This is a genomic window from Pseudomonas sp. 2957 (assembly GCF_031456345.1).
In the GTDB taxonomy this organism is placed as follows: domain Bacteria; phylum Pseudomonadota; class Gammaproteobacteria; order Pseudomonadales; family Pseudomonadaceae; genus Aquipseudomonas; species Aquipseudomonas siliginis.
This window is the reverse complement of sequence record NZ_JAVDUL010000003.1, coordinates 775,511-799,928: the sequence shown is the minus strand read 5'-3', so window position 1 is coordinate 799,928 and position 24,418 is coordinate 775,511. Positions and strand designations below refer to the sequence as shown.

The window sequence follows — 24,418 nt, the reverse complement described above, 5'->3', positions numbered from 1 at the left end:
TCAGTCTGTGGTCGCCAGTGCCGTTGCGGGCGTTGGGGCTGGTGGGTGTGAGTGCCGGTGAAACAGCCGCTCGAGCCATAAGTATATGACCGGCGTGGTGAACAGCGTCAGCATCTGGCTGACCAGCAAACCACCGACCACGGCAATGCCCAACGGCTGGCGCAGTTCGGCGCCGGTGCCGTAACCGAGCATCAGCGGCAATGCGCCGAGCAGGGCGGCGAGGGTGGTCATGATGATTGGCCGGAACCGGGTGATGCACGCTTCGAAAATCGCCTCCTGCGGCGCCAGGCCGCGCTGGCGCTGCGCCTCGAGCGCAAAGTCGATCATCAGGATGCCGTTCTTTTTGACGATGCCGATCAGCAGCACCAGACCGATCAACGCCATGATCGAAAAGTCCTGGCCGCAGATCCACAGCATGATCACCGCGCCGAGGCCTGCTGCCGGCAGGGTCGAAATGATCGTCAGCGGATGCACGAAGCTTTCATAAAGCACGCCGAGAATGATGTATACCGCCACCAGCGCCGCCAGAATCAGCCATGGCTGGCTGGCCAGCGAACTCTGGAACGCCTGCGCCGCACCCTGGAAATTGCCGCTGATCGCGGTGGGCATGCCGATCTCGGCCTTGGCCTGATTGAGCTGAATCACCGCATCGCCCAATGCCACGCCGGGGGCGAGGTTGAATGACATGTTGGCGGCGGGGAACATGCCGTCATGGGCAATCGACAGCGGGCCGATGGTCGGCGCGTCGAATCGGGCCAGCGCCGACAGCGGCACCATTTCCCCACTGAGCGGCGAGCGCAGATAGAAATAGTTGAGGCTTTCGGCCTTGCCGCGTTGTTTGGTATCCAGTTCCAGAATCACGTTGTACTGATTGACCTGAGTCTGGAATTCATTGATCTGCCGTTGGCCGAACGCATCGTACAGCGCCTCGTCGACATCGCTTGCCGTCAGGCCGAAACGCGCCGCTGCGCTGCGATCGATGCTGATGTGGGTGATGCTGCCGCCCAGTTGCAGATCGTTGGAAATGTCGCGAAACGCCGGGTTGCTGCGCAGTTTCTCGGTCAGGCGCTGGGTCCAGGTGGCGAGGGTCGCGCCGTCGTTGCTCTTGAGTACGTATTGGTACTGCGCACGGCTAGGGCCGGAGCTGAGGTTGATGTCCTGCCCGGCGCGCAAATAAAGGACGATGCCGGGCACTTTCATCAGTTGCGGGCGGATGCGATCGATGAACTGGCTGGCGCTGACATCGCGATCGCCACGTTTTTTCAGGGCGATCCAGAAGCGCCCGTTGGCGATTGTCTGGTTGCTGCCTGAAACACCCACCGAGTGCGAGAACGCCTGCACCGCCGGATCGGCTGCAACGATTTCGGCCATCGCCAAGTGTTTTTTCACCATGTCGCCGTAGGAAATATCCGCAGCGGCTTCGGTGGTGCCGAGGACAAAACCGGTGTCCTGCACCGGGAAAAATCCCTTGGGAATGAAAATGTAACCGGCAACAGCCAGCGCCAGCGAGAGACCGAACACACCAATCATCAGTTTCTGATGATCGAGGGCGCGGCGCAGGCCTTTTTCGTACCAGCCGAGCAAGCGCTCGCTGAAACCCGGTTTGGCGCTGGCGTGATGCACCGGTTTGCGCATGTACAGCGCAGCAAGGGTTGGCGCCAGCGTCAGCGACACCACCACGGAAATCATGATGGTGGACGTCGCGGTCAGGGCGAATTCCTTGAACAGGCGCCCGACCACACCGCCCATGAACAGCAGCGGAATGAATGCCGCCACCAGCGAGAAACTGATCGAAACGACGGTGAAGCCAATCTCGCCGGCTCCCTTGATCGCCGCCTCGCGCATATCGTCACCGGCCTCGAGATGGCGATGAATGTTTTCCACCACCACGATCGCATCGTCCACAACGAAGCCGACCGCGACGACGATCGCCACCAGCGTCAGGTTGTTCAGGCTGAAGCCGAGGACGTACATCAGGGCGAAACTGGCGATCAGCGAGACACCGAGCACCGCCGAGACAATCAGCGTCGCCGATAACTGCCGCAGGAACAGCGCCATGACCGCGACCACCAGCAGGATCGCGATCAGCAAAGTGATTTCCACTTCATGCAGCGAGGCGCGGATGGTCTGCGTGCGGTCGATCAGGGTTTTCACCTGCACCGAGGCCGGCAGCATCGCTTCGAGGCCGGGCAGGGCGGCCTGGATGCGGTCAACGGTTTCAACAATGTTGGCGCCGGGCTGGCGGAAAATCACCAGATTTACGCCGGGGCGATCTCCGGCCCAGGCCTGCACGTAGGCATTTTCCGCACCGTTGACGACTTTGGCGACATCGCGCAGGTGAACCGGGGCGCCATCCTTGTAGGAAACGATGAGCTCGCTGTAGTCCTCGGGGTGGAACAACTGGTCGTTGGTCGACAGCGTGGAAATGCTCGATTCGCCGTACAACGCACCTTTGGCCAGGTTGAGGCTGGTCTGCTGAATCGCCAGCCGAATGTCGGCCAGCGTCAGGCCAATCGCCGCGAGTTTGTCCGCCGAGGCTTGCACTCGGATCGCGGGGCGTTGCTGACCGGTGATGTTGATCTGGCCGACGCCGTCGATCTGGCTGATCTGACGCGAGAGCAGGGTTTCCACCAGGTCGCTGAGTTCGGTGCCGGGCATTTGCGTCGAGCTGACGCTGAGGATCAGCACCGGGCTATCGGCCGGGTTGACCTTTTTCCATGTGGGCAGCGTCGGCATGTCTTTGGGCAACTTGCCGGCGGCGGTATTGATCGCCGCCTGCACTTCCTGGGCGGCGGTGTCGATGCTTTTGTCGAGAGTGAACTGCAAGGTCAGCAGGGTTGAGCCCAGCGCGCTGCTCGAGGTCATCTGGGTCATGCCGGGGATGGCGCTGAATTGCACCTCCAGCGGCGTCGCCACCGAGGAAGCCATGGTGTCGGGGCTGGCGCCGGGCAACTGTGCAGAGACCTGGATCGTAGGAAATTCCGCTTCCGGCAGTGGCGCAATCGGCAAACGCGGAAAGGCAATTACGCCGACCAGTACCAGAGCGAACGTCAGCAAAATCGTCGCTACCGGGTGATCGATGCACCAGGTCGAGATGCCCTTGTGCGAGTTCATGGCTTGGGCTCCCCCTGCACCACTTGCGGCGGCTCGCTCATGATTTGCACGCTCGCCCCGGGCTTGAGCCGCGACTGGCCGTCGGTCACCAGTACGTCACCAGCGTTGACGCCTTTGATGATGTCCTGACCGCTGCCCTGATAAACCATTTGCACCGGCACTGCCTCGACCTTGTCGTCCTTCACGCGGTAAACGAAGTGTTGTTCGAGGCCACGCTGTACGACGGTGGGCGGAACGACCAGCGCATCTTTATCCACAGCCGTCTGGATTTTTACCGTCACCAGCAAACCCGGCCAGAGCTTCTGGCTGGCATTGGCGAACTCGGCCTTGGCGCGGATGGTGCCGGTGTTGGCGTTGATCTGGTTGTCGATCAGGGTCAGCTGACCTTCGCCGAGCAAATTGCCGGTTTCGCCATCGGTGTCGGCGCCGATGTAAGCCTTGACCGGGGCGCGTTGCGGGTCGCTGATCAGGCTTTGCAGGGTCGGCAGCATCTGCTGCGGCAGGGAGAACTCGACGGCGATCGGGTCGATCTGCGTGACGGTGAACAGGCCCTGGGTGTCGGTCATGCGCAGGAAGTTGCCTTCATCGACCGTACGAATACCGACGCGCCCAGTAACCGGAGAGCGAATCTGCGTGTAGGACAGTTGCACCTGCGCCGCATCGATCGAGGCCTGATTGCCTTGCGCAGTGGCTTTGAGCTGATTGACCAAGGCCTGTTGCTGGTCGAAGGTCTGTTTCGATACGCCGTCGTCGACGCTGAGCAGTTTGTAGCGCTTGAGATTGACCAGCGCGACCTGCAACTGCGCCTGACTCTCGCCCAACTGCGCCCGGGCCTGGTCGAGGCTGGCGCGGATCGAGCGGTCGTCAATGGTCGCGAGCAGGTCGCCTGCTTTGACCCGTTGGCCTTCCTTGACCAGAATTTTCGTCAGAATGCCGTCGATCTGCGAACGCACCACCACGCTGTGCAGCGAAAGCACCGAGCCGATGCCGCTGGTGTAGCGCGGCACGTCTTTGGCGCTGACCGTTACGACGCGTACCGGGATGGCGGTCGGTGTAGCCAGTTTGGCCGGCGCCGGTTTCAGCGCGAACCACAGGCCGGCGGCTGCCAGCAGAATCAGGAGAGTGGCCAGCAGGATTTTGTTTTTCTGGATGGACATGCGCGGCGCCGAAGTCTGGAGTTTGGGCAGATTGACCAGTTATAAACCGGTCAGGCGGTCGGCAGGGTGACGGCTGGCTGTCAGGATTGTCAGTTTCGTTTGTATAGATGGGGAGTAGCAGTGTGCGGCGATGGTCTTGTGTTGGATTCGCCCCTCACCCCAGCCCTCTCCCCAAGGAGAGGGAGCCGATTTGTGGGCTTTTCGAACCTGAGTTCGACTCGGTATCCCATGTCGGCGGACCTCGAGTAAACACCTCGGTCTGTCCCCTCCCCAGGGCGAGGGTTACGGTGAGGGGAAACCATTCAGCGCACCGTGCAAATCTTCAGATGCCGAGCCACAGCGCACAGGTATACTGCGCGCCTTTGCGGCTCACTGATCGGGCCGACTTTATGTTCCCGGAGCTTTTATGACTTCCCCGACCCAACCGCCGGTTGACGACGCTGTGAGCGACGTCCCGGCTGAAGTGGCTGACGCCAGCGAAACCAAGGCCGAGATCCCGGCGTTCAAGTTCCCGTTCAAGCCGGGCGAGCTTGCCTCGGCGAAAGGCTCGAATCAGCCGTGGTACAAGAATGGCGCGAAGAATGGCCACACCAAAACCCCGGGCATGGCGCCGCCGGGGACGCGTCGGTCGATGGGTAAGCGCTGACATCGGAAAGTGATGGTGCTTGTGCTGGCCTCTTCGCGAGCAGGCTCGCTCCCACAGGTTTTGTGTTTGGCGCAGATCCAATGTGGGAGCGAGCCTGCTCGCGAATGCGACAGCCGCTACAGCACAAATGTCAGATCAAGCCGCGCGCAATGAAATAAACGCATAAGTCTGCGCCGGTTCGGTCACCACCTGCCCACCCGCAGCCAGTACCTGTCCGGCCACGTCATCGCCGGACAAATGAAACAGCCATTCACTGGTTCGCGCCGCCAGCGGTTGCGCGCTCACTTGGTCAATCACTGCCGCAAAGGCATCCATGTTCGGCAAGTACGCGGTGAACCCGTCGCCCTTGAGCGCCGTGGTGCGAATTCCCAGGGTTGCGCAGATCGCATCCTTGAGTCTGATGTCATCCCGATCCGCCTGACGTGAACGCTGAATCAACTCAACCAGTTCCCGATCAACCAACTCGCCCCCCACAATCAGCTCCGGTCCCTGTTCCCAGGACTGCGGTGGGCAATCCTTGGCAGCAGGATTGAGCGGGATGTGCGGATTGATTTCCGCCGGGTAAATCCGGCACACCAGCGGGCGACGCTCGTAGATCCGGCAGCGCTTTTCGTCGTCAAGATTCCGGCAGGGGCCGACGTTGTAGGCGGCAAAGGTGATCGCCACGTGAGCATCAGTAGTGCCGCTGCGAACCACCGCCGAACGGCGCTCGGCATGTTCGCGCTGTTGCGCTGGCAGCCCCAGGCCATTGCCGAGAAACGCCTCGACCAGCACGATCACCTGACCGCCATCCGCCGCCCACATGCGGGCTTCGGCGAGCGTCAGTGGGACATGGTGATCGGTGCAGCATTTGCCGCAACCTACACAGGAAAACGTCGTATTCATTGAGCGATCTGTCTTCAATCAGGGTGTGAAACGGTGGCGGAAAACCACCGCACAGGGCCGGGTCGAAGCAAGTTGTGCGCCATTCACTGAGGTTTGGCGGTCGGGCGAATCGAATCCCACTCGGTGACGTACGCGGTTTTCGACTGTTTGTTGTACAGGCACAGCTCGCTGCCTTGCTGGCCTTTCATGTGTTTCTGCGGGTATTGGCCTTGCAGCAGAACGGCGGTGTAACCGACGCGGTCGTCGAATTGCGCCGGTGTGCCGACCGGTTTGACGTTTTTCAGACCGCTGGCCTTGGTGCAGCTGGCGAGGACGGTCTTGTCATAGGCAGCCCAGGCGTCGGGGCTGGAGGCATGGGCCTGGGAGGCGAGGGCGGTGAGGCTGAGCAGCGCCAGGGTGATGGCTTTCATGGTTGGGGCATCCTTGGTTATGGCCAAGGTTGGAGTCTGTCGGATAGCGGAAGTTGCCAGTGCTGCCCTTCGCGAGCAGGCTCGCTCCCACAGTTTGAAATGCAATCCACCTGTGGGAGCGAGCCTGCTCGCGAAAGCGGTAGATCAGTCGGGCACAGGCTCGCGCCGAACCACAACCATCCCGGCATTTTCATACAACCGCCGCGCCCGCAGGTTGTCCTCCAGAACCCGCAAATCGACAAATCCCTCGCGCCGCTGTTGAAAGACGCTGAAGGCATGCAGCAACAACGCGCGTCCAAGCCCCCGGCCCTGCATTCGCGGGTGCACCACCAGATTCTTGATATACGCACTGGTCCAGCACTGCGCCACGCCCACCACACCCTCGGCATCGCAGGCGACGAAACACAGCGCTGGATCGTATTCAGGGTCGCTGGCAAAGCGCCGCTGCCAATCGTCCAGTGACGGCACTCGACCGCCACCTTCCAGATGTCCGAGGTACATCAACTGATGCACCGCCGGCGCCAGTTCCTCGCGGTAGACGGACAGCTCAATCCCGTCCGGCCGCTGAGCATCCGGCAGAGGTCCACTCAAGTCGCGGCGCAGCAGAAAGCAAAACGTCTCGGCCAAGACTCAGTGCCCGTTGGCCGCGACGTGCTTGGCGGCTTCGATCAGACGTTGGGTCAGCTCCGGCGAGGAGAACTTGGTCAGCACCGCGTTGGCACCGGCCAGGCGAGCTTTTTCACTGTTCATCGCGCTGTCGAGCGAGGTGTGCAGCAAGACGTACAAGTGAGCGAAGTCCGGGGTTTCACGCAGGGTGCGGGTAAAGGCATAGCCGTCCATTTCCGACATTTCGATGTCAGAGACGATCAGATTGATCTGCTGCGCGGTGCCTTGCAGGTCGAGCAGGCAGTCGATGGCTTCCTTGGCACTGCGCGCGGTGTGGCATTGCAGGCCGAGGTTGCGCAGGGTGTGCACCGATTGCTGCAGCGCCACCTGGCTGTCGTCGACCACCAGAATGCGCGCGTTGCCGAGCACTTCGGCGTCTTCCATGGTCAGGTCGGTCGGCGCCATTTCGATCTGCGCCGGGGCGATGCTGTGGATGACTTTTTCGATATCCAGCACCTGCACCAGCGTGCCGTCCACCGAGGTCACGCCGGTGATGTAGGCGCGCGAGCCGCCGGAGCCGAAAGGTGGTGGCTTGATGTCGGTGGTCAGGCAATGGACGATCTTGCTCACCGCCTGCACATGCAGACCCTGCTTGGAACGGCTGACATCGGTGACGATCAGGCAGCCACCGTTGGGATCCTCCAGCGGCCGTTCGCCGATCGCGCGGCTGAGGTCGATCACCGACAAAGAGGCACCGCGCAGGGAGGCGATGCCTTTGACGTGCGGGTGCGACTCCGGCAGCTTGGTCAGCGGCGGGCAGGGGATGATTTCACTGACTTTCAGCAGGTTGATCGCCATCAGCTTGCCGCTGCGCAAGGTAAACAGCAGAAGCGAAAGTGAATCTGCGCGGGCTTTGGTGGAGGACATAAGAACCTTCTGTGGGGCGAGAGTGGAAATCGCCAGAAACCTTTGATGCCGTGTTATCGGCGTTAAAGGGGTGGGCTTTAGGTTAGTTGTCGGCTAGTCGGCTTGAGTTGATCGCTGTTCTCTCTATCACTGCCCCTCACCCCCAGCCCTCTCCCAGAGGTAGAGGGGGCCGACGGAGGTGTCTGGCGTTTTACACCGACCTGAACGACCGAGTCGATTATGGATTCGGAAGAAATCTTTCACGTCAGTGGAATTCTTCAATATCCCCCGATCAGTCCCCTCTCCCAGAGGTAGAGGGGGCCGACGGAGGTGTCTGGCGTTTTACACCGACCTGAACGACCGAGTCGATTATGGATTCGGAAGAAATCTTTCACGTCAGTGGAGTTCTTCAATATCCCCCAATCAGTCCCCTCTCCCTCTGGGAGAGGGCTAGGGTGAGGGTGTGCTTTTAGCTCTTCATGCCTAGTCGTTTGGCCATGCGCCCAAGATTCGCCCGATCCACCCCCAACTCCCGGGCCGCACTTGCCCAGTTATCCTGATGACGCTCCAGCGCTGTACCGATCAACCGCCGCTGAAACTCATCGGTGGCACTGCGCAAATCACCACCGATCATCGGCATCACACTGGCCAAGTCTGCATTGGCAGGCGCAACCACGTTATCCACAACCTCACGGGGCAAATCCAGATCCGCCGCGCTCAGACTCAAAATCTTCGGCCGCACTTTGCAGTTACCCAGCGCCTTCAGCGCACTGCGCCCGATCAAATGCTCCAGCTCCCGGACATTCCCCGGCCAGGTGTAGGCGAGCAGCGCTTCCTGAGCATCACTGTTCAAGCGCAGGCTATTGAGGCCCATGCGCGAGCGGTTCTGTTCCAGAAAGAAGCCACTGAGTAGCAACACATCACGCCCACGATCGCGCAGCGCCGGCACTCGCAGCGGATACACGCTCAAACGGTGATAGAAGTCGGCGCGGTAGCGACCGCTGCGCACTTCTTCGGCCAGATCGCGATTGGTCGCGGCAATCAGACGCACGTCGACCTGGTGCTCCTTGTCCGAGCCCAAGCGCTGCAATTGACCGCTCTGCAATACGCGCAGCAACTTGGCCTGGACTGTCAGCGACAGCTCGCCGACTTCATCAAGAAACAGCGTGCCGCCATTGGCCAGTTCGAACTTGCCACGCCGATCGCTGGTGGCGCCGGTGAAGGCGCCGCGCACGTGGCCGAACAGTTCGCTTTCCACCAGCGTGTCGGGCAGGGCGGCGCAGTTGAGGCTGATGATCGGTTTGTCGGCGCGCGCGGAGGCGGCGTGAATCGCTTGGGCTACCAGCTCTTTGCCGACGCCGGTTTCGCCGGTGATCAGAACAGTCAGATCACTGCCGCCGACCAGATTGATTTCTTCCACCAAGCGTTTGTGCGCTTTGCTCTGGCCGATCATTTCGCGGTGCTGCTGACCGCTGGCCTGACGATAGACCTCGGCGCGCTGATGCTCGTCTTCGGCGCGGGTGGCCAGCCGCTCGATGCGTTCGGCCGCATTGACCGTGGCCGAGGCGAGGCTGGCAAAGGCTTGCAGGGCGTCGAGTTCGATCGGCTCGAAACGCTCCGGGTCCAGCGCGTCGAGGGTGATCAGGCCCCAGAGTTTTTCATCGACGAATAAAGGACAGCCGAGGCAGTCGTGAACTTCAAGATGATCGTCGAGGCCATCGACCAAACCGTCATAAGGATCGGGCAAGTCGCTGTCGGCGGCAAAACGCGTCGGCCCGGCGCCGGCCAGCAGGATTTCAAAACGCGGATGCTCGCTGACCTTGAAGCGGCGGCCGAGGGTATCCGTACTCAAACCATCCACCGCCAGCGGCACCAATGATTCGCCATCCAGACGCAACAACGCGGCGGCATCGCAAGGCAGCAAAGCGCGCATGGCTTCGAGCAGGCGCCGGTAGCGCTCGCCCTCGGGCAGTTCGCGGGAGAGGTCGGCGACCAGAGGCAGCAGGGCGGTAAGCAGGGATTTAGCGGTCATGGTTATGTAGTCAAAGAGACAAGGTGTAGTCGCGATGACTATACGTTCATTTGTGTCGAAATGACTATGAAGGTTTCAAGCTATTGAATTTAAAAGATTAATTAGTTGGCATGAAAGCTGATATCCCTAAAGCAATCTTTCCAGAAAGCCCAGGAGTCACCTTATGCTTAGCGTCCAGGATCGTGCCATCGTCAAATCCACCGTGCCTCTGCTGGAAAGCGGCGGCGAGGCGTTGATCACGCATTTCTACCGCATGATGCTCTCCGAGTACCCGCAGGTGCGCCCGCTGTTCAACCAGGCGCATCAGGCCAGTGGCGATCAGCCGCGTGCCTTGGCGAACGGCGTGCTGATGTACGCGCGGCACATCGATCAGCTCGACCAGTTGGGCGATCTGGTGGCGAAGATCATCAATAAACACGTCGCCCTGCAGATTCTGCCGGAGCATTACCCGATCGTCGGCAGCTGCCTGCTGCGCGCCATTTCCGAAGTGCTCGGCGAAGAGATCGCCACGCCTGAGGTGATGAGTGCCTGGGGCGCTGCGTACGGGCAACTGGCCGACATCCTGATCGGCGCCGAAGCCGCGATCTACGACCAGAAGGAACACGCCGTCGGCGGCTGGCGCGGTGCGCGGGAATTCATCGTTGCGGCAAAAGTGCAAGAGAGCGCGGAAATCACCTCGTTCTACTTCGAACCGGTGGACAAAGGGCCGATTCTTGCGGCCGAACCGGGTCAGTACATCGGCATGAAGCTGATGCTCGACGGCGAAGAAATCCGTCGCAACTATTCGCTGTCGGCACTGGCCAATAACGGTCAGTACCGCATCAGCGTCAAGCGGGAACCGAATGGTCGCGCGTCCAACTATCTGCATGATCAACTGCACGTCGGCTCAAGCATTCAGCTGTTCCCGCCGTCGGGCGAATTCACCCTGGCGGCCAGCGACAAGCCGCTGGTGCTGATCAGCGGCGGCGTCGGCATCACCCCGACGCTGGCGATGCTGGAAGCAGCGCTGGCAACCGAGCGTCCGGTGCACTTTATCCACTGCGCGCGCAACGGCAGCGTCCACGCGTTCCGCGACTGGGTCGATGGGCTGGCGGCGCGTCATCCGCAACTCAAGCGCTTCTATTGCTACGCCGAAGAAGATGGCGTCAGCCCGGCGGCGGACAAGGTTGGCCTGCTCAACGAAGAACTGCTCGGCCAGTGGCTGCCGGTACAGCGCGATGTCGATGCGTACTTCCTCGGACCGAAAGGCTTCATGGGCGCGATCAAACGGCATCTGAAAGCGTTGGGGGTGCCGGAGAAGCAGAGCCGTTACGAGTTCTTCGGGCCGGCTGCTGCTCTGGAGTGATCCGAGACCGAGTTGTCTCGTTCGCGAGCAGGCTCGCTCCCACAGGATTGGTGTCCGACGCAGATCCATTGTGGGAGCGAGCCTGCTCGCGAATCTTCTGCGCGCCGCAAAGCCATGTTGGTTAATCATTCCTTAACCGCTCTATCGTTTATTGCCCCGGTGTAGACTTGCGACAATTTCAGCCGCCGGCCGGCTGAACCATGGACTTACAAAGGAAAGGCAATGAGCGAGGAAACGATGCGGTTGGGGCGTGAGCGGCGCTATCTGGTGTTGCTGGGGATCATCTGCCTGGCGTTGATCGGCGGCGCACTTTACATGCAGGTCGTGCTCGGCGAAGCACCTTGCCCACTGTGCATTCTGCAGCGCTATGCACTGTTGCTGATTGCAGTGTTCGCCTTCATCGGTGCGGGCATGCGCAGCCGTCGCAGCATCACCGTGTTCGAGACGCTGGTAGTGATCTGTGCGATCGCCGGGGCTGGTGTGGCCGGGCATCACGTCTATACGCAGTTCTATCCGGCGGTGAGCTGTGGCGTCGATGTGCTGCAGCCGATTGTCGATGATCTGCCGCTGGCAAAGATCTTCCCGCTGGGCTTCCAGGTCGACGGTTTCTGCTCGACGCCGTATCCGCCGATCCTCGGCCTGTCGCTGGCACAGTGGGCGCTGGTGGCGTTCGTGCTGGTGGTGATTCTGGTGCCGTTGCTAACCTCGCGTAATCGAAAAGCGCTGCGCTGAGTCAACTTCTCGGCAGAGCTGCCGATAAACAAAACGCCCCGATTTTCGTTGATGAAAATCGGGGCGTTTTGCATTTCAGAGCGTTTGTGAAAACACCGTGACGAACGGCAATGAAGCGTGCGGCAAATGTGCGACATGTTGTCACACAGGGGCTGTCGCAGGGACTCGGGATGCGGCGGATTGGCCGCCTGTTACATAAAAACATTGGCCAGTTTTAGTGTTTTCGGGCTTGAGCACGGACGTACCAGAGCAGGCAGTTTTAACAGGCGCCGGCAGATGGACGAAGCCCTTGGAACATCGGGCTTTGCGCCGCTCCAGCGTTTGTAGATCGGGTGCAGAGCTGTCTGATTTGAGGCGGTTACGCTGGCAGATTTTGCCGCTTTTATTGAGAAACGCTTTCGATAACTTGCGCAACTTTTGCAAAAATGGCGATGGATTGTTGCTCTGAGTGATAAAAATTATTTCGGGATAAGACATGGTGTATAGGGCGCTACCTATCTACAATCGCCCGCACTGAATTCCCGACGCTGTTCAGCCTTTATCAAGGAACTGATCAGGAGGTCGGGTGTCGAGCGAGCCGCGAGGCTTTCGAGACACCCTGGTGTCGGTGCCTTTCCAATTTTCCGCACCAAATGGAATTGGTCTGTAACAAGGCCTTTGACCACGAATTCGAATAAGAACTGAACGCTGTCCCAAGGTTTTGTCGAGCGTCAGACGCGCGACGGGCGGCCCTTATTCAATCCAAAGAAAATGCCAACCCTTGGCAGGGTGAAGTGTTGGCGATCAAAACCCAACTGCATTGCGCAAGCTGCTTTAGAGGTCGTGAGATGAGTAAAAACAGGTACCCCAGATTACTAGGCCTAGTGCCGCTGCTCGGCACGTTGTTGCTGGGAGGCTGCAACATGACCTTGCTCAATCCAACGGGCCAGGTCGGCCTGGAACAGCGCAACCTGATCATCACCGCCACGCTGCTGATGCTGTTGGTCGTCGTGCCGGTCATCGTCATGACCTTCCTGTTTGCCTGGAAGTACCGCGCTTCGAACAAGAACGCCGTCTACACGCCGAAGTGGTCGCACTCGACCAAGATCGAAGTGGCCGTCTGGACCATCCCGGTGCTGATCATCATCGCCCTGGGCTACATCACTTACATCTCGACTCACGAGCTGGACCCGTATCGTCCGATCGAGTCTGACGTCAAGCCTGTGACCATCGAAGTCGTCGCGCTGGACTGGAAGTGGCTGTTCATCTACCCGGAACAAGGCATTGCCACGGTCAACAAGATCGTGTTCCCGGCGCACACGCCAATCAACTTCAAGATCACCTCCGACGCCGTGATGAACTCGTTCTTCATCCCGGGCCTGGGCGGCCAGATCTACGCGATGGCGGGCATGCAGACCAAGCTGCACCTGATCGCTGACCGCAACGCTGAAATGGACGGTATCTCCGCCAACTACAGCGGTGCCGGTTTCACCGGTATGAAATTCAAGGCTATCTCCACCACTCAGGAAGATTTCGACGCCTGGGTAAGTGAAGTCAAGAAGTCGCCTAAACAGCTTGATCAGGCTGAATACGCGGCCCTGGCCAAACCGAGCCAGAACAACCCAGTCGAACTCTACTCGTCGGTCACGCCGAACCAGTTCCAGATCATCGTCGACAAGTACGAAGGTATGAAGCCGGGCAAGCCGCTGAAGCACGAGAAGAAAGAGAAAGAAGTGGCGGCCACGGATATTGACGCGGGTTCGCATTCAGCTGCCGGGGCAGAGGAGTAAACGATGTTTGGTAAATTAAGTTGGGAAGCAGTCCCATTCCACGAGCCGATCGTGATGGTGACCATCGCCATGATCGCCCTCGGTGGTCTGGCGCTGTTCGCTGCGATCACTTACTTCAAGAAGTGGACGTACCTGTGGACCGAGTGGCTGACTTCGGTCGACCACAAGAAAATCGGCGTGATGTACATCATCGTCGCCATGGTCATGCTGCTGCGCGGCTTTGCCGACGCGATCATGATGCGTACCCAGCTGGCCATGGCCACCGAGGGTTCGCCTGGCTACCTGCCACCTGAACACTATGACCAGATCTTCACCGCTCACGGTGTGATCATGATCATCTTCATGGCGATGCCATTCTTCACCGGCCTGATGAACCTTGCAGTGCCGCTGCAGATCGGCGCGCGTGACGTTGCGTTCCCGTTCCTGAACTCCCTGAGCTTCTGGCTGCTGGTGTCCGGCGTTGTGCTGATCAACCTGTCCCTGGGCGTCGGCGAGTTCGCCAAGACCGGTTGGGTTGCGTATCCGCCACTGTCGGGTCTGCAATACAGTCCTGGCGTGGGTATGGATTACTACATCTGGGCGCTACAGCTATCCGGATTGGGTACGACGTTAACCGGGGTCAACTTCCTCGCGACCGTACTGAAAATGCGTACCCCTGGCATGAAACTGATGGACATGCCGATCTTCACCTGGACCTGCACCTGGGCAAACGTTCTGATCGTGGCTTCGTTCCCGATCCTGACCGCTACCCTGGCACTGCTGACCCTTGACCGTTACATGGATTTCCACATTTTCACCAATGAACTTGGTGGCAATCCAATGATGTACGTCAACCTGTTCTGGGCCTGGGGCCACCCTGAGGTTTACATCCTGATCCTGCCGGCATTCGGCATCTTCTCGGAAGTGATCTCGGCGTTCACCGGCAAGAAACTGTTCGGCCACCACTCGATGATCTACGCCTCGGGCGCGATCTCGGTACTGGGCTTCATGGTCTGGCTGCACCACTTCTTCACCATGGGTTCGGGTGCGAGCGTCAACGCCTTCTTCGGTCTGGCGACGATGCTGATTTCCATCCCGACGGGTGTGAAGCTGTTCAACTGGCTGTTCACCATCTACCAGGGCCGTCTGCGCTTCACCAGCCAGGTAATGTGGACACTGGGCTTCATGGTGACCTTCGCCATCGGCGGCATGACCGGCGTACTGCTGGCCATCCCGGGTGCTGACTTCGTGCTGCACAACAGCCTGTTCGTGATCGCGCACTTCCACAACGTGATCATTGGCGGTGCGGTATTCGGTTACATCGCTGGCTTCGCGTTCTACTTCCCGAAAGCGTTCGGCTTCAAGCTGCACGAAGGCTGGGGTAAAGCAGCGTTCTGGTTCTGGATCTCGGGCTTCTTCGTCGCGTTCATGCCGCTCTATGCACTGGGCTTCATGGGCATGACCCGTCGTCTGAACGCCACCACCAACCCTGAGTGGGTACCGTACCTGTACGTTGCCATGTTCGGTGCGGTGATGATTGCTGTGGGTATCGCCTGCCAACTGATCCAGCTGTACGTCAGTGTGCGCGACCGCAACAAGCCAGAGAACGTTTGCGATCACGGTGACCCGTGGAATGCACACACCCTGGAATGGTCGACCTCGTCGCCACCACCGTTCTACAACTTCGCTGTGCTGCCTAAGGCTGACTGCATCGACCCGTTCACCGAAGCCAAGGAAAACGGTACTGCGTACCAGCGTCCGGCCAAGTACGAGCCGATCCACATGCCGAACAACACCGCCACTGGCGTGGTGATGGGCGCGCTGTTGACCGTCTTCGGTTTCGCGATGATCTGGCACATCTGGTGGCTGGCGATCGCGAGTCTGGTGGGCACCGTCGTTTACTTCGTGATCCACGCTGCACGTGACGACCAGGGCTATATGGTTCCGGTTGAAACGATCGAGCGTATCGAAGCCGAGCAGCACAAGCGTCTGGTCGCGGCAGGGAAAATCCCGGCCAATGCCACCCGTGTTGAAACCTCGTTGGAACAGGCTTAAACCATGTCGAACTTAGTGACCAATGTTGGACACGCCCATGGTGACCATGGGCACGATGACCATCACCACGACTCGGGCGAGATGACCGTATACGGTTTCTGGCTCTACCTGATGACCGACTGCATTCTGTTTGCGTCGATCTTCGCGGTGTACGCAGTACTGGTAAACAACGTTGCCGGTGGCCCGTCGGGCCACGAGATCTTCGAACTGCCTTACGTGCTGGGCGAAACCGCTCTGCTGTTGTTCAGTTCGATCACCTACGGCTTCGCCATGCTGGCGTTGTACAAGGGCAAGAAGCAGGCGGTCCTGGGCTGGTTGTTCATGACCTTCCTGCTCGGCGCGGGCTTCATCGCCATGGAGATCAACGAGTTCCACCTGCTGATCTCCGAGGGCTTCGGTCCTAGCCGTTCGGGCTTCCTGTCGGCGTTCTTCACCCTGGTCGGTACCCACGGTCTGCACGTTTCGGCCGGTCTGATCTGGATGGGCATCATGATGTATCAGGTCAACAAGCATGGCCTGACGTCGACCAACAAGACCCGTCTGAGCTGCCTGAGCCTGTTCTGGCACTTCCTGGACGTGGTCTGGATCTGCGTCTTCACCGTTGTTTACCTGATGGGGACTCTGTAATGGCTAATGCACACTCCCATGACAGCCACGATGCTGGCCACGGCAGCGTCAAGTCGTACGCCATCGGCTTCATCCTGTCGGTAATCCTGACCGTCATTCCGTTCGGTCTGGTGATGTACCCGACCCTGCCGAAGTCGACGACGCTGGCAATCGTTCTGCTGTTCGCAGTGATCCAGGTGATCGTTCACCTGTATTACTTCCTGCACCTGGACCGTTCCATTGCACAGCGTAACAACGTGATCGCGTTCGTCTTCACGGCGATTGTGATCGTGCTGCTGGTTGGCCTGTCGCTGTGGATCATGTTCAGCATCCACACGTACATGATGGCGAAGTGAGGTAGACCCGATGTCGCTCAAGCACTTTATCCAAATCACCAAACCGGGGATCATTTTCGGTAACGTGCTTTCTGTGGCAGGCGGGTTCTTCCTGGCCTCGAAAGGGCATGTCGATCTGGCGGTGTTTCTGGCCGCCATGATCGGTACTTCCCTGGTCGTGGCCTCCGGTTGCGTGTTCAACAACTGCATCGACCGCGACATCGACCTGAAGATGGAACGCACCAAGAACCGTGTGCTGGTCCAGGGCCTCATCTCCCTGAAACTGGCCCTGGTTTACGCGACCATTCTGGGTGTTCTCGGCGTTGCCTTGTTGTACAAGGTAGCCAACCCGTTGGCTGCCTTGTTCGCAGTAATCGGCTTCATCATCTACGTTGGCTTCTACAGCCTGTACCTCAAGCGCAAGTCGGTTCACGGCACGCTGGTGGGCAGTCTGTCGGGCGCCATGCCGCCAGTGATCGGTTACGTTGCCGTGACCAACAGCTTCGACATGGCCGCACTGACCCTGCTGGTGATGTTCAGCCTGTGGCAGATGCCGCATTCCTACGCCATCGCGATTTTCCGTTTCAATGATTACCTGGCCGCATCGATTCCGGTGCTGCCAGTGAAACGCGGCATTCAAGTGGCGAAGAAGCACATCCTGCTCTACATCCTGGCGTTCCTCGTGGCGACCTTGATGCTGACCTTCAGCGGCTACGCCGGCATGAGCTACCTCGCCGTCGCCGCCGCCATGGGCATGTACTGGCTGTACATGGCCTGGACCGGCTACAAGGCAGTCGATGACACCGTCTGGGCACGCAAGCTGTTCGTGTTCTCGATCTTCACCATCACTGCGTTGAGCGTCATGATGTCCCTGGACTTCAAGGTGCCGACAGAGCTGTTGCTGACGTACGCGCCGTAAGGTCTGCAAGCTTCAGGAAAAACCCCGCACGTTGAGAGATGTGCGGGGTTTTTTGTTTATTCGAGCAGCGATTTGTTGATAGGCTGTCTATAGTCAAGCTGCTTATAGTTTGGCTATGCGAACAATCTTTTTTGAAACAACGATATTTACCAAAAGCGTTGGCCGCTATCTGACGGACGACGAATATCGAACATTGCAGAACTACCTTCAGAGCAATCCGCTTGCGGGCGATGTAATGCCTCGAACGGGTGGCTTCCGTAAGCTGCGCTGGGCTGATTCTCGCCGTGGCAAGGGAAGACGAGGCGGCTTGCGGGTTCTCTACTATTGGCTTATGAATGATGGTCAGTTCTGGATGTTCGCCATTTACGACAAAGATGAGCTTGAGAAGCTGACTGCCGAGCAAGAGAGGGCACTCAGGACAGCCATTGATAAAGAGTTGAAAAAACGAGGTACCCCATGAAAAAACGCGACCTGTTTGCAGAGTTAATGCAGGGCGTTGATGAGATGGCGGCTCAACGCGAGGGCAAGATCACACTGCGCAATACAGTGCTTGAGGACAAGCCTGTACCTGAAGTGGGCGCACAGGAAATTGTTGCTCTTCGAGAAAAACTGCATATGTCTCAAGCTGTTTTTGCCAGTCGAATCAGGACAAGTCCAAACACCCTTCGAAATTGGGAGCAGGAAAAGTCGAAGCCCAATGCTCAAGCAGCCTTATTGATACGACTGGTTGAAAAATTTCCAGATATGGTTGAGCGCTTGAACACTGTTTGAGCGCCGCTGAAGACCAGCTTGTGGTCCGGGGCATCCGAAAGGTTTAGGGCCTATTGTTCCATCTACGCTGGTTGCACAACTTAGGCAAACGCCATAGATTTGGATCCAACCCCGACAGTAGTAGCTCCAAGCCATCCTTCGGTGCTCGACTGTCCTAACCCGTGCATTGATCAAAAGGCTGGGCGCAATGACCGAACGGATGACCTGCGATGAGCGCTTTATCGCCCTGGCCGAAGAACTCAACTATGACATCTATGGCGAGAACACCGCCGGTGGCAATTACGCGCCGCTGATCCGTCATCACGACGAGCTCTACATCAGCGGCATGGTGCCGCGGGTCAATGGCAAGATTCTCTATCCCGGTCGCGTGGGGCTGGAATTGAACCTCAAGGATGCGCAAGCCGCGGCGAGCATCAGCGCCATGCGTTGCCTGGCGCTGATTGTCGATGCGGTGGGTTCGCTGGACAAGATTCGTGCGTTGTTGCGTGTCACGGTGTATGTGAAGTCGACTGCTGACTTTGTGGACCTGAGCGAAGTGGCCAACGGCGCTTCGGATGTGTTCAGCCATGTGCTGGGCGATGCCGGACGGCATACGCGCACGACCATCGGCGTGTATCAGTTGCCGAAGAATGCGGCGATTGAAGTGGACATGATTGCGGCGTTGCATCCTTCGGCTTGAGGGGGGGGGTAGCGGTTTGCCCTCACCCTAACCCTCTCCCGGAGGGAGAGGGGACTGACTGAGGGGCTTTCAAGATATACGCCGACCTGAAATACCGAGCCGAACTCAGGTTTGAAAATCACACAAGTCGGCTCCCTCTCCCTCGGGAGAAGGGACTGACTGAGGGGCTTTCAAGATATACGCCGACCTGAAATACCGAGCCGAACTCAGGTTTGAAAATTACACAAGTCGGCTCCCTCTCCCTCGGGAGAGGGCTGGGGTGAGGGGCGACGATTTTCGCCTCCTCACGAATCACAAGCCGGACAACAAAAAGCCCCGCCTGAATCTCAGTGCGGGGCTTTTTCGTACAGCGGCTGCGCTATTACTGCGCCGCGATGCTGTACCCGTCAAACGCCGTCTGCTGCTGCAGCGCGGTGATGATGTTCTTGCGGTTCACCGCCTGTTCGGTACCGGCGTTATCGACGAAGGTTTCGCTTTCCAGCTCGGCTTCATCGCCTTCACCCACGAAGGTGAAACCGAGGAATTCCAGTGCCTCACGATCTACGTTCAGACGCGAACGCGGGGTGCGCATCGGCAGGGTCACGCTGGCGCCGTCCTTGCTGATGGTGAAGATTTCCACTTCTTTTTTCTTCGCAGCTTTGCTCTTGCCGCCGCTCGGATTGCTGATCGCCTGATGGGTCTGATTCAGCACCTTCAGCGCCAGGCCATAGACGATTTCCTGGAATGCCGGATCGTCCTTGAAGCTGGACAGAATGCGTCCGATCGAGAACTTGCTGCTCAGGTCTTCCAGCGCGGCAATGTCGGCTGCCTCGGCGTCTTTCAGGCGCTTGAGTTCGCCCATCAGCTCGTACGCCTTGTCGTCATCAAAACTGTCATGAGCCTGACGGATCGCCGCACGCAATTCGCGGATCTGGTCGCTCTCGCGGGTCGACTGGAACGCGTCCAGGACCATCTCGCTGATGATTTTGGCTTGAGGCAGGTGTTGTGAAAGATTGATGGAGTTTTCGTATTCCGCTTTGGACGACTGGGTGACTACGGATTCAGCGGTGTTGAAATCGGACATTGAAATTTCACTACTTTTTAACTTGAGTTGAGGCGAGAAAGCACGAGGTCTTTTTCAGGCCGACTAATTTAGGGGAGCGGGGCGGCGTTGTCACGGAGCAACGGTCTGGTGGTCGGGATTTTTCCCAGCGTGCGTTATTTTCCGAGCATGGCGTCAGCGGGTTTCCCCCAAGTACGCATCGCAAACTCAACAAACCGTCTCAGCTTCGGCAGTCGATAGCGATCCTGCGCATACAGCAGATGCATCGGCCTGCTCGGCGGTTGGTAGTCCGTCATTACCCTGACCAGTTTGCCGTCGCGCAGATCCTGCTCCACCAGCGCGTCGGGCAGCATCATGATGCCCATGCCGTTGCGCGCTGCCTGGTGCAAACCGGCGGAGCTGTTGATCAACATCGGCCCGCTGACGTCGACGAGGACTTCGCCTTCCGGGCCACTGAGACGCCAGCGTTTTTCCACCGATTGCCAGTCATCCCCAGCCGGGTAGGCGAAGGACAGGCAATCGTGTTGCTGCAAATCCTGTGGCGTATGCGGCATGCCGCGCCGCGCGATGTAATCAGGGGAGGCGCAGACCGTCAGGGTGTAGTCGATCAAGGGCCGGGCGATCAGGTTGGATTGGTCGAAATTGCCCAAACGGAACGCGACATCGAGGCCGTTTTCCAGCAGATCCGGACGGCTGTTGGTCAGCACCACGTCGAGTTTCACTTGCGGATACAGCAAGGAATATTCGCTGAGAGCCGGGGTCAGTCGTTCGACGCCGAAGGTCAGCGGCGCGGTGATACGCAGCAAACCGCGCGGCTCGTCCGACGCTTGTTCGGCAAGGCGTTCTGAGTCGGCCACCAGGCCAAGCACTTCCAGGCAGCGTTGATAATAGACGCTGCCGAATTCGGTCAGGCGCTGGCGGCGCGTGGTGCGTTGCAGCAGTTGCACGCCGAGCCGTTGCTCCAGCGCGCGCAGATGATTGCCCACCATCGTCGTCGACATTTCGCACTTCGCCGCGGCGGCCGTCATGCTCCCGGTTTCGACCACTTTGACGTACACGCCCATCGACTGAAACAAATCCATTATCAAGCTCGGCTTTTAAATGATTGAAGTTTTTCCGGGTTTATCCAGCTCAGGTGGCTAACCATACTGCAAAAACACCGACCTGCAATGGAGTTTCACGTCATGACCGCCGCCCTGATGAACACCTACCAACCACTGGCCCTGAGTTTCACCAAGGGCCTGGGCACGCGCCTGTGGGATCAGGCGGGGCGCGAGTATCTGGATGCCGTTGCCGGTGTGGCAGTGACCAACGTCGGCCACTCGCATCCGCGTATCGTCTCGGCGATCAGCGAGCAAGCGGGGCTGCTGCTGCACACCTCAAACCTGTACAGCATCGACTGGCAGCAACAACTGGCCAAACGGCTGACGGTGTTGTCGGGCATGCAGCGCGCGTTCTTCAACAACTCCGGCGCCGAAGCGAACGAAACGGCGCTGAAACTGGCGCGTCTGTACGGCTGGCGTAAAGGCATCGAAGAGCCGCTGGTGGTGGTCATGGCGAACGCTTTCCATGGCCGCACCCTCGGCACGCTGTCCGCCAGCGATGGCCCGGCGGTGCGGCTTGGCTTCAACGAACTGCCGGGGGACTTCGTCAAAGTGCCGTTCGGCGATCTCGCCGCGCTGGAGCAAATACAGCGCAAACACGGCGCGCGCATCGTGGCGATTCTGGTCGAGCCGATTCAGGGCGAAAGCGGCGTACAAGTCGCACCGCCGGGTTATCTCAAGGCCCTGCGCGACCTGTGCAATCGCCACGCGTGGCTGCTGATGCTCGATGAAATCCAGACCGGCATTGGCCGTACTGGGCAGTGGTTTGCATTTCAGCACGAAGGCATCGTGCCCGATGTCATGACCCTCGCCAAAGGCTTGGGCAATGGCGTGCCGATCGGCGCCTGCCTGGCCCGTGGCCGCGCGGCCGACCTGTTCACCCCGGGCAGCCATGGCAGCACTTTCGGCGGCAATCCACTGGCCTGCCGGGTCGGCTGCACGGTGCTGGACATCATCGAAGAACAAGGCCTGCTGGCGAATGCGCGGGTGCAGGGCGCACGGCTGCTGGAACGCTTGCGCGCCGAATTGGCAGACAACCCGAACGTGCTGGCAATCCGGGGGCAGGGCCTCATGATCGGTATCGAACTGAAACAACCGGTGCGCGACCTGACGCTGATCGCTGCGCGGGATCACGGCTTGTTGATCAACGTGACTCGTGGCAAGACCATCAGGTTGCTCCCGCCGCTGACGATTGATGAGCGCGAGGTGGGGATGATTGTCAGAGGGGTTGGGCGGGCTCTGGCCGCACATTGATTGGTCTGCGCAAAACCCTGTGGGAGCGAGCCTGCTCGCGAAAGCGGTCGACTATTCACAGTAGATGTCGACTGAAATTGCGCCTTCGCGAGCAGGCTCGCTCCCACAGATCAGCGCATGGCTTTAGTCCGGCACATCTTTAAACTCCGGCGCCAGCATCCTCGTCTTCTCCGCCCCATTCGAGTTGTGCTGAACAATCTCGCTCGGCTGCCCCTGTTCATTGAAAAACACCTGTCCGATCCCCGCCGAATTCCACAACCGTTCCCCGGCCTCGGCATGTTCCGGCGTATACGGGACGATGCGCATCAGGCGGCGTTTGGTGAACCAGTTCAATGGCGAGCGCGGTGAGTAGAGCCAGCGGTTGAGGCGGTCGAACCATTCCAGCAGCGTTGGCGGGAATTCGTTCTTGATGCCGCTGCTGGTGATCTGCCAGATCCGTGGGCCGGCCTTGCGGTGGCGGATCAGGACTTCGTAGACGAAGGAATAATGCACATCGCCGGACAGCACCACGTAGTTTCCGGGTGTGCGCGAGTGTCGGAAAATGTTCAGGATCACCTGCGCCGCGCCGCGATGGGCCATCCAGTTTTCCGCGTCGACCAGCAGCGGATAACCGCACCAGCTGAACACTTTCTGCACGGTTTCAATCAGCTTCACGCCAAAGATCGGCGCCGGCGACACGATGATTGCCGAAGGGTGATCGAGCAGTTCCTGTTGCAGTTCGCTCAAGGCTTCCCAGTCGAGCAGGCCCGACGGTTGCTTGAGGGCCATCTCGCTGCGCCAGCGCCGGGTGCGCGTATCTATCACCACCAGTGCCGGACTGCTCGGCAACACAAAATGCCACTGCTGAAAACGCAGCAACTGATCAATCAGATCGTCCTGCACCGGCATGTCCAGATAGCCGTCGTCACCGCTGGCGCTCAGTCGTGCGGTCTGCTCCAGCACGTCCTTGAAGGCATCAGGATTGTTGCCCCAGCCCTGACACAACAGATAAGCAATCAGCGCGTTGCCGATGATGCGTTTGGAGAACGGATGGCCGTAGGCGGTTTCCTCCCACTGCGCAGAAAGATTCCAGTCATCGGTGATGTCGTGGTCATCGAAAATCATCAGGCTCGGCAGATGCGCCAGCACCCGCGCGACGTTGCCCAGGCCCGTCTTGAAGGCATCGATGCGCGTCTGCTCGAGGTGGTAGCGCTTGCGGCGTTCCGGCGTCAGCGTCGGCGCGTTCGGATTGATCAGCGACCACGGCGTCGGCGACCACACCAGCATGTACATGGCCATGACTTCGGCGAACGTCACCAGATGGTTGTCGGCACTGCTGCTGGTGAAAATCGGCTTACGCGCGCCACCGAAAAATCGCTCGCGCAAGGTCTCGTTGCTCTCTAGCGCCGGTAACAAATCCGCACGGTGGTAGTAGCTGGCCGGGTGTTGGTAGAGCTTGGCGCTGTCGCTGACCACGGCACCGTCAAGGTGCTCATCGAACAGACCCAGACGCTCGATCAAGCCATGAATCGCCCGCAGCATCGGCCCGGCAACATCGTCGGCATAGACCTGATCACCGCTCATCATCAGCAGCGCCGGGCGCCGTTGCGCATCGGTTTCGTCGGCCAGCAATTGATCGACGCAGAGCAAACCGTCGGTTGCCGGATGATGTGGCTTGCGGCAGGAACCGTGGAGCAATTGATCGATCCGCGAACGCACGACGAGGTTCGCGCAGCTGGCACCAGGGTAAAGCAGATGAGGCGCCCACTCAGCCATACCGATGGCGTCGTCGATCAGCAGGTCGTAAGCGATAAACGTGTCGCAGGGCAGGGCGCTTTCAAGTTGAACGTCTATCAGATGCACGAACGCATGACGGCCTACGGCAATGACCGTGCATTTCTCTGAGTCGAGCGGAATATCTCCTACACCTTGCAGGTGCAAGGTCAGCGACAGTTCACGCGAGCCCACCAGCCACAGCACCACGCGCGTCGGCTCCAGCCGCCGCAGCAGCGGGCCGGCTAGTACAGGAGGCAGCGAGGTGAGGTCATCAGGTGTTGAAAACATCGAGGGCAAGGTTCAAGGCGCACAGGCCGG

Annotated in this window: 22 protein-coding genes; 12 read left to right on the top strand and 10 right to left on the bottom strand. The window is 59.3% G+C overall.

Translation table 11 applies throughout. From position 1 onward, the window contains the following. Together J2Y39_RS14045 and J2Y39_RS14040 are read right to left on the bottom strand one after the other, a co-directional pair. Positions 1–3,114, bottom strand: coding sequence for a multidrug efflux RND transporter permease subunit (locus tag J2Y39_RS14045; protein WP_310218275.1), 3,114 nt, complete (start codon positions 3,112–3,114; stop codon positions 1–3). Continuing rightward, positions 3,111–4,271, bottom strand: a complete 1,161-nt coding sequence (locus J2Y39_RS14040; protein ID WP_310218273.1) for an efflux RND transporter periplasmic adaptor subunit — start codon at positions 4,269–4,271, stop codon at positions 3,111–3,113. Before J2Y39_RS14040 ends, J2Y39_RS14045 begins: the two co-directional genes overlap by 4 nt. Before the next feature lie 406 nt (positions 4,272–4,677). On the opposite strand from J2Y39_RS14040, the gene J2Y39_RS14035 reads away from it, so the two are divergent. Continuing rightward, positions 4,678–4,917, top strand: a complete 240-nt coding sequence (locus J2Y39_RS14035; RefSeq protein ID WP_016773292.1) for a hypothetical protein — start codon at positions 4,678–4,680, stop codon at positions 4,915–4,917. 135 nt (positions 4,918–5,052) lie between these two features. On the opposite strand, the gene J2Y39_RS14030 is transcribed toward J2Y39_RS14035, so the two are convergent. The 5 genes from J2Y39_RS14030 to norR all read right to left on the bottom strand — a co-directional run bounded on the left by J2Y39_RS14030 (position 5,053) and on the right by norR (position 9,756). Next, positions 5,053–5,802, bottom strand: a complete 750-nt coding sequence (locus J2Y39_RS14030) for a YkgJ family cysteine cluster protein (RefSeq protein ID WP_310218270.1) — start codon at positions 5,800–5,802, stop codon at positions 5,053–5,055. 83 nt (positions 5,803–5,885) lie between these two features. Next, positions 5,886–6,212 (bottom strand): hypothetical protein, encoded by a 327-nt coding sequence (locus J2Y39_RS14025; protein WP_041479953.1) that lies wholly within the window; start codon positions 6,210–6,212, stop codon positions 5,886–5,888. 144 nt (positions 6,213–6,356) lie between these two features. Next, positions 6,357–6,839: a GNAT family N-acetyltransferase gene (locus tag J2Y39_RS14020; protein ID WP_056790189.1), complete on the bottom strand. Its 483-nt coding sequence runs from the start codon at positions 6,837–6,839 to the stop codon at positions 6,357–6,359. Between the two features lie 3 nt (positions 6,840–6,842). Beyond that, positions 6,843–7,745, bottom strand: coding sequence for a chemotaxis protein CheV (locus tag J2Y39_RS14015; RefSeq protein ID WP_016773296.1), 903 nt, complete (start codon positions 7,743–7,745; stop codon positions 6,843–6,845). A 448-nt stretch (positions 7,746–8,193) separates the two neighbouring features. Next, entirely contained in the window at positions 8,194–9,756 is a 1,563-nt protein-coding gene (gene norR, locus J2Y39_RS14010; RefSeq protein ID WP_310218267.1) for a nitric oxide reductase transcriptional regulator NorR, read from the bottom strand. A gap of 163 nt (positions 9,757–9,919) precedes the next feature. Between norR and hmpA the strand changes: the two genes are divergently transcribed. The 10 genes from hmpA to J2Y39_RS13960 all read left to right on the top strand — a co-directional run bounded on the left by hmpA (position 9,920) and on the right by J2Y39_RS13960 (position 18,946). Next, positions 9,920–11,101 carry an NO-inducible flavohemoprotein gene (gene hmpA / locus J2Y39_RS14005; RefSeq protein ID WP_310218264.1) on the top strand — a complete coding sequence of 394 codons (1,182 nt, stop codon included), beginning with the start codon at positions 9,920–9,922 and terminating at the stop codon, positions 11,099–11,101. A 222-nt stretch (positions 11,102–11,323) separates the two neighbouring features. Further along, a complete protein-coding gene (locus J2Y39_RS14000; RefSeq protein ID WP_041479949.1) occupies positions 11,324–11,833 on the top strand; it encodes a disulfide bond formation protein B in 510 nt (169 codons plus the stop codon). A gap of 827 nt (positions 11,834–12,660) precedes the next feature. Then, positions 12,661–13,602 (top strand): ubiquinol oxidase subunit II, encoded by a 942-nt coding sequence (gene cyoA, locus J2Y39_RS13995; protein ID WP_024014231.1) that lies wholly within the window; start codon positions 12,661–12,663, stop codon positions 13,600–13,602. A gap of 3 nt (positions 13,603–13,605) precedes the next feature. Next, positions 13,606–15,636, top strand: coding sequence for a cytochrome o ubiquinol oxidase subunit I (gene cyoB / locus J2Y39_RS13990; protein WP_041479948.1), 2,031 nt, complete (start codon positions 13,606–13,608; stop codon positions 15,634–15,636). A 3-nt stretch (positions 15,637–15,639) separates the two neighbouring features. Continuing rightward, positions 15,640–16,263, top strand: a complete 624-nt coding sequence (gene cyoC, locus J2Y39_RS13985; protein WP_024014230.1) for a cytochrome o ubiquinol oxidase subunit III — start codon at positions 15,640–15,642, stop codon at positions 16,261–16,263. After that, entirely contained in the window at positions 16,263–16,598 is a 336-nt protein-coding gene (gene cyoD / locus J2Y39_RS13980; protein ID WP_011335842.1) for a cytochrome o ubiquinol oxidase subunit IV, read from the top strand. The genes cyoC and cyoD overlap by 1 nt, the downstream gene beginning before the upstream one ends. Before the next feature lie 10 nt (positions 16,599–16,608). Beyond that, the gene (gene cyoE, locus J2Y39_RS13975; RefSeq protein ID WP_016773305.1) at positions 16,609–17,496 is read left to right on the top strand and encodes a heme o synthase; all 888 of its coding nucleotides are present in this window, start codon (positions 16,609–16,611) and stop codon (positions 17,494–17,496) included. Positions 17,497–17,611: 115 nt separating this feature from the next. Beyond that, positions 17,612–17,956, top strand: coding sequence for a hypothetical protein (locus J2Y39_RS13970; protein ID WP_041479945.1), 345 nt, complete (start codon positions 17,612–17,614; stop codon positions 17,954–17,956). Further along, complete coding sequence (locus J2Y39_RS13965) at positions 17,953–18,267, top strand: DNA-binding transcriptional regulator (RefSeq protein ID WP_041479944.1); 315 nt, start codon at positions 17,953–17,955, stop codon at positions 18,265–18,267. Before J2Y39_RS13970 ends, J2Y39_RS13965 begins: the two co-directional genes overlap by 4 nt. A gap of 187 nt (positions 18,268–18,454) precedes the next feature. Beyond that, positions 18,455–18,946 (top strand): RidA family protein, encoded by a 492-nt coding sequence (locus tag J2Y39_RS13960; protein ID WP_016773306.1) that lies wholly within the window; start codon positions 18,455–18,457, stop codon positions 18,944–18,946. Positions 18,947–19,307: 361 nt separating this feature from the next. Here J2Y39_RS13960 and J2Y39_RS13955 read toward each other — a convergent pair whose 3' ends face one another. Beyond that, positions 19,308–20,009, bottom strand: a complete 702-nt coding sequence (locus J2Y39_RS13955) for a hypothetical protein (protein ID WP_016773307.1) — start codon at positions 20,007–20,009, stop codon at positions 19,308–19,310. 134 nt (positions 20,010–20,143) lie between these two features. Beyond that, positions 20,144–21,070 carry a LysR family transcriptional regulator gene (locus J2Y39_RS13950; protein WP_016773308.1) on the bottom strand — a complete coding sequence of 309 codons (927 nt, stop codon included), beginning with the start codon at positions 21,068–21,070 and terminating at the stop codon, positions 20,144–20,146. A 102-nt stretch (positions 21,071–21,172) separates the two neighbouring features. Here J2Y39_RS13950 and J2Y39_RS13945 point away from each other — a divergent pair, with 102 nt between their 5' ends. Continuing rightward, positions 21,173–22,345 carry an aspartate aminotransferase family protein gene (locus tag J2Y39_RS13945; protein WP_310218258.1) on the top strand — a complete coding sequence of 391 codons (1,173 nt, stop codon included), beginning with the start codon at positions 21,173–21,175 and terminating at the stop codon, positions 22,343–22,345. A 123-nt stretch (positions 22,346–22,468) separates the two neighbouring features. Here the strand turns inward: J2Y39_RS13945 and J2Y39_RS13940 are convergent, their stop codons facing one another. Beyond that, the gene (locus J2Y39_RS13940) at positions 22,469–24,388 is read right to left on the bottom strand and encodes an alkaline phosphatase D family protein (RefSeq protein ID WP_310218256.1); all 1,920 of its coding nucleotides are present in this window, start codon (positions 24,386–24,388) and stop codon (positions 22,469–22,471) included. Between the last annotated feature and the right edge of the window lie 30 nt (positions 24,389–24,418).

Bases quoted from the DNA above. Each gene is read 5' to 3' on its own strand.
- J2Y39_RS13950 (WP_016773308.1), bottom strand. From the start codon at position 21,070: ATGGATTTGTTTCAGTCGATGGGCGTGTACGTCAAAGTGGTCGAAACC.
- J2Y39_RS14000 (WP_041479949.1), top strand. From the start codon at position 11,324: ATGAGCGAGGAAACGATGCGGTTGGGGCGTGAGCGGCGCTATCTGGTG.
- cyoE (WP_016773305.1), top strand. From the start codon at position 16,609: ATGTCGCTCAAGCACTTTATCCAAATCACCAAACCGGGGATCATTTTC.
- hmpA (WP_310218264.1), top strand. From the start codon at position 9,920: ATGCTTAGCGTCCAGGATCGTGCCATCGTCAAATCCACCGTGCCTCTG.
- J2Y39_RS13970 (WP_041479945.1), top strand. From the start codon at position 17,612: ATGCGAACAATCTTTTTTGAAACAACGATATTTACCAAAAGCGTTGGC.
- J2Y39_RS14025 (WP_041479953.1), bottom strand. From the start codon at position 6,212: ATGAAAGCCATCACCCTGGCGCTGCTCAGCCTCACCGCCCTCGCCTCC.
- J2Y39_RS13955 (WP_016773307.1), bottom strand. From the start codon at position 20,009: ATGTCCGATTTCAACACCGCTGAATCCGTAGTCACCCAGTCGTCCAAA.
- cyoD (WP_011335842.1), top strand. From the start codon at position 16,263: ATGGCTAATGCACACTCCCATGACAGCCACGATGCTGGCCACGGCAGC.
- J2Y39_RS13960 (WP_016773306.1), top strand. From the start codon at position 18,455: ATGACCGAACGGATGACCTGCGATGAGCGCTTTATCGCCCTGGCCGAA.
- J2Y39_RS13945 (WP_310218258.1), top strand. From the start codon at position 21,173: ATGACCGCCGCCCTGATGAACACCTACCAACCACTGGCCCTGAGTTTC.
- cyoB (WP_041479948.1), top strand. From the start codon at position 13,606: ATGTTTGGTAAATTAAGTTGGGAAGCAGTCCCATTCCACGAGCCGATC.
- J2Y39_RS14040 (WP_310218273.1), bottom strand. From the start codon at position 4,271: ATGTCCATCCAGAAAAACAAAATCCTGCTGGCCACTCTCCTGATTCTG.
- J2Y39_RS14015 (WP_016773296.1), bottom strand. From the start codon at position 7,745: ATGTCCTCCACCAAAGCCCGCGCAGATTCACTTTCGCTTCTGCTGTTT.
- J2Y39_RS13940 (WP_310218256.1), bottom strand. From the start codon at position 24,388: ATGTTTTCAACACCTGATGACCTCACCTCGCTGCCTCCTGTACTAGCC.
- J2Y39_RS14030 (WP_310218270.1), bottom strand. From the start codon at position 5,802: ATGAATACGACGTTTTCCTGTGTAGGTTGCGGCAAATGCTGCACCGAT.
- J2Y39_RS13965 (WP_041479944.1), top strand. From the start codon at position 17,953: ATGAAAAAACGCGACCTGTTTGCAGAGTTAATGCAGGGCGTTGATGAG.
- J2Y39_RS14045 (WP_310218275.1), bottom strand. From the start codon at position 3,114: ATGAACTCGCACAAGGGCATCTCGACCTGGTGCATCGATCACCCGGTA.
- cyoA (WP_024014231.1), top strand. From the start codon at position 12,661: ATGAGTAAAAACAGGTACCCCAGATTACTAGGCCTAGTGCCGCTGCTC.
- J2Y39_RS14035 (WP_016773292.1), top strand. From the start codon at position 4,678: ATGACTTCCCCGACCCAACCGCCGGTTGACGACGCTGTGAGCGACGTC.
- cyoC (WP_024014230.1), top strand. From the start codon at position 15,640: ATGTCGAACTTAGTGACCAATGTTGGACACGCCCATGGTGACCATGGG.
- norR (WP_310218267.1), bottom strand. From the start codon at position 9,756: ATGACCGCTAAATCCCTGCTTACCGCCCTGCTGCCTCTGGTCGCCGAC.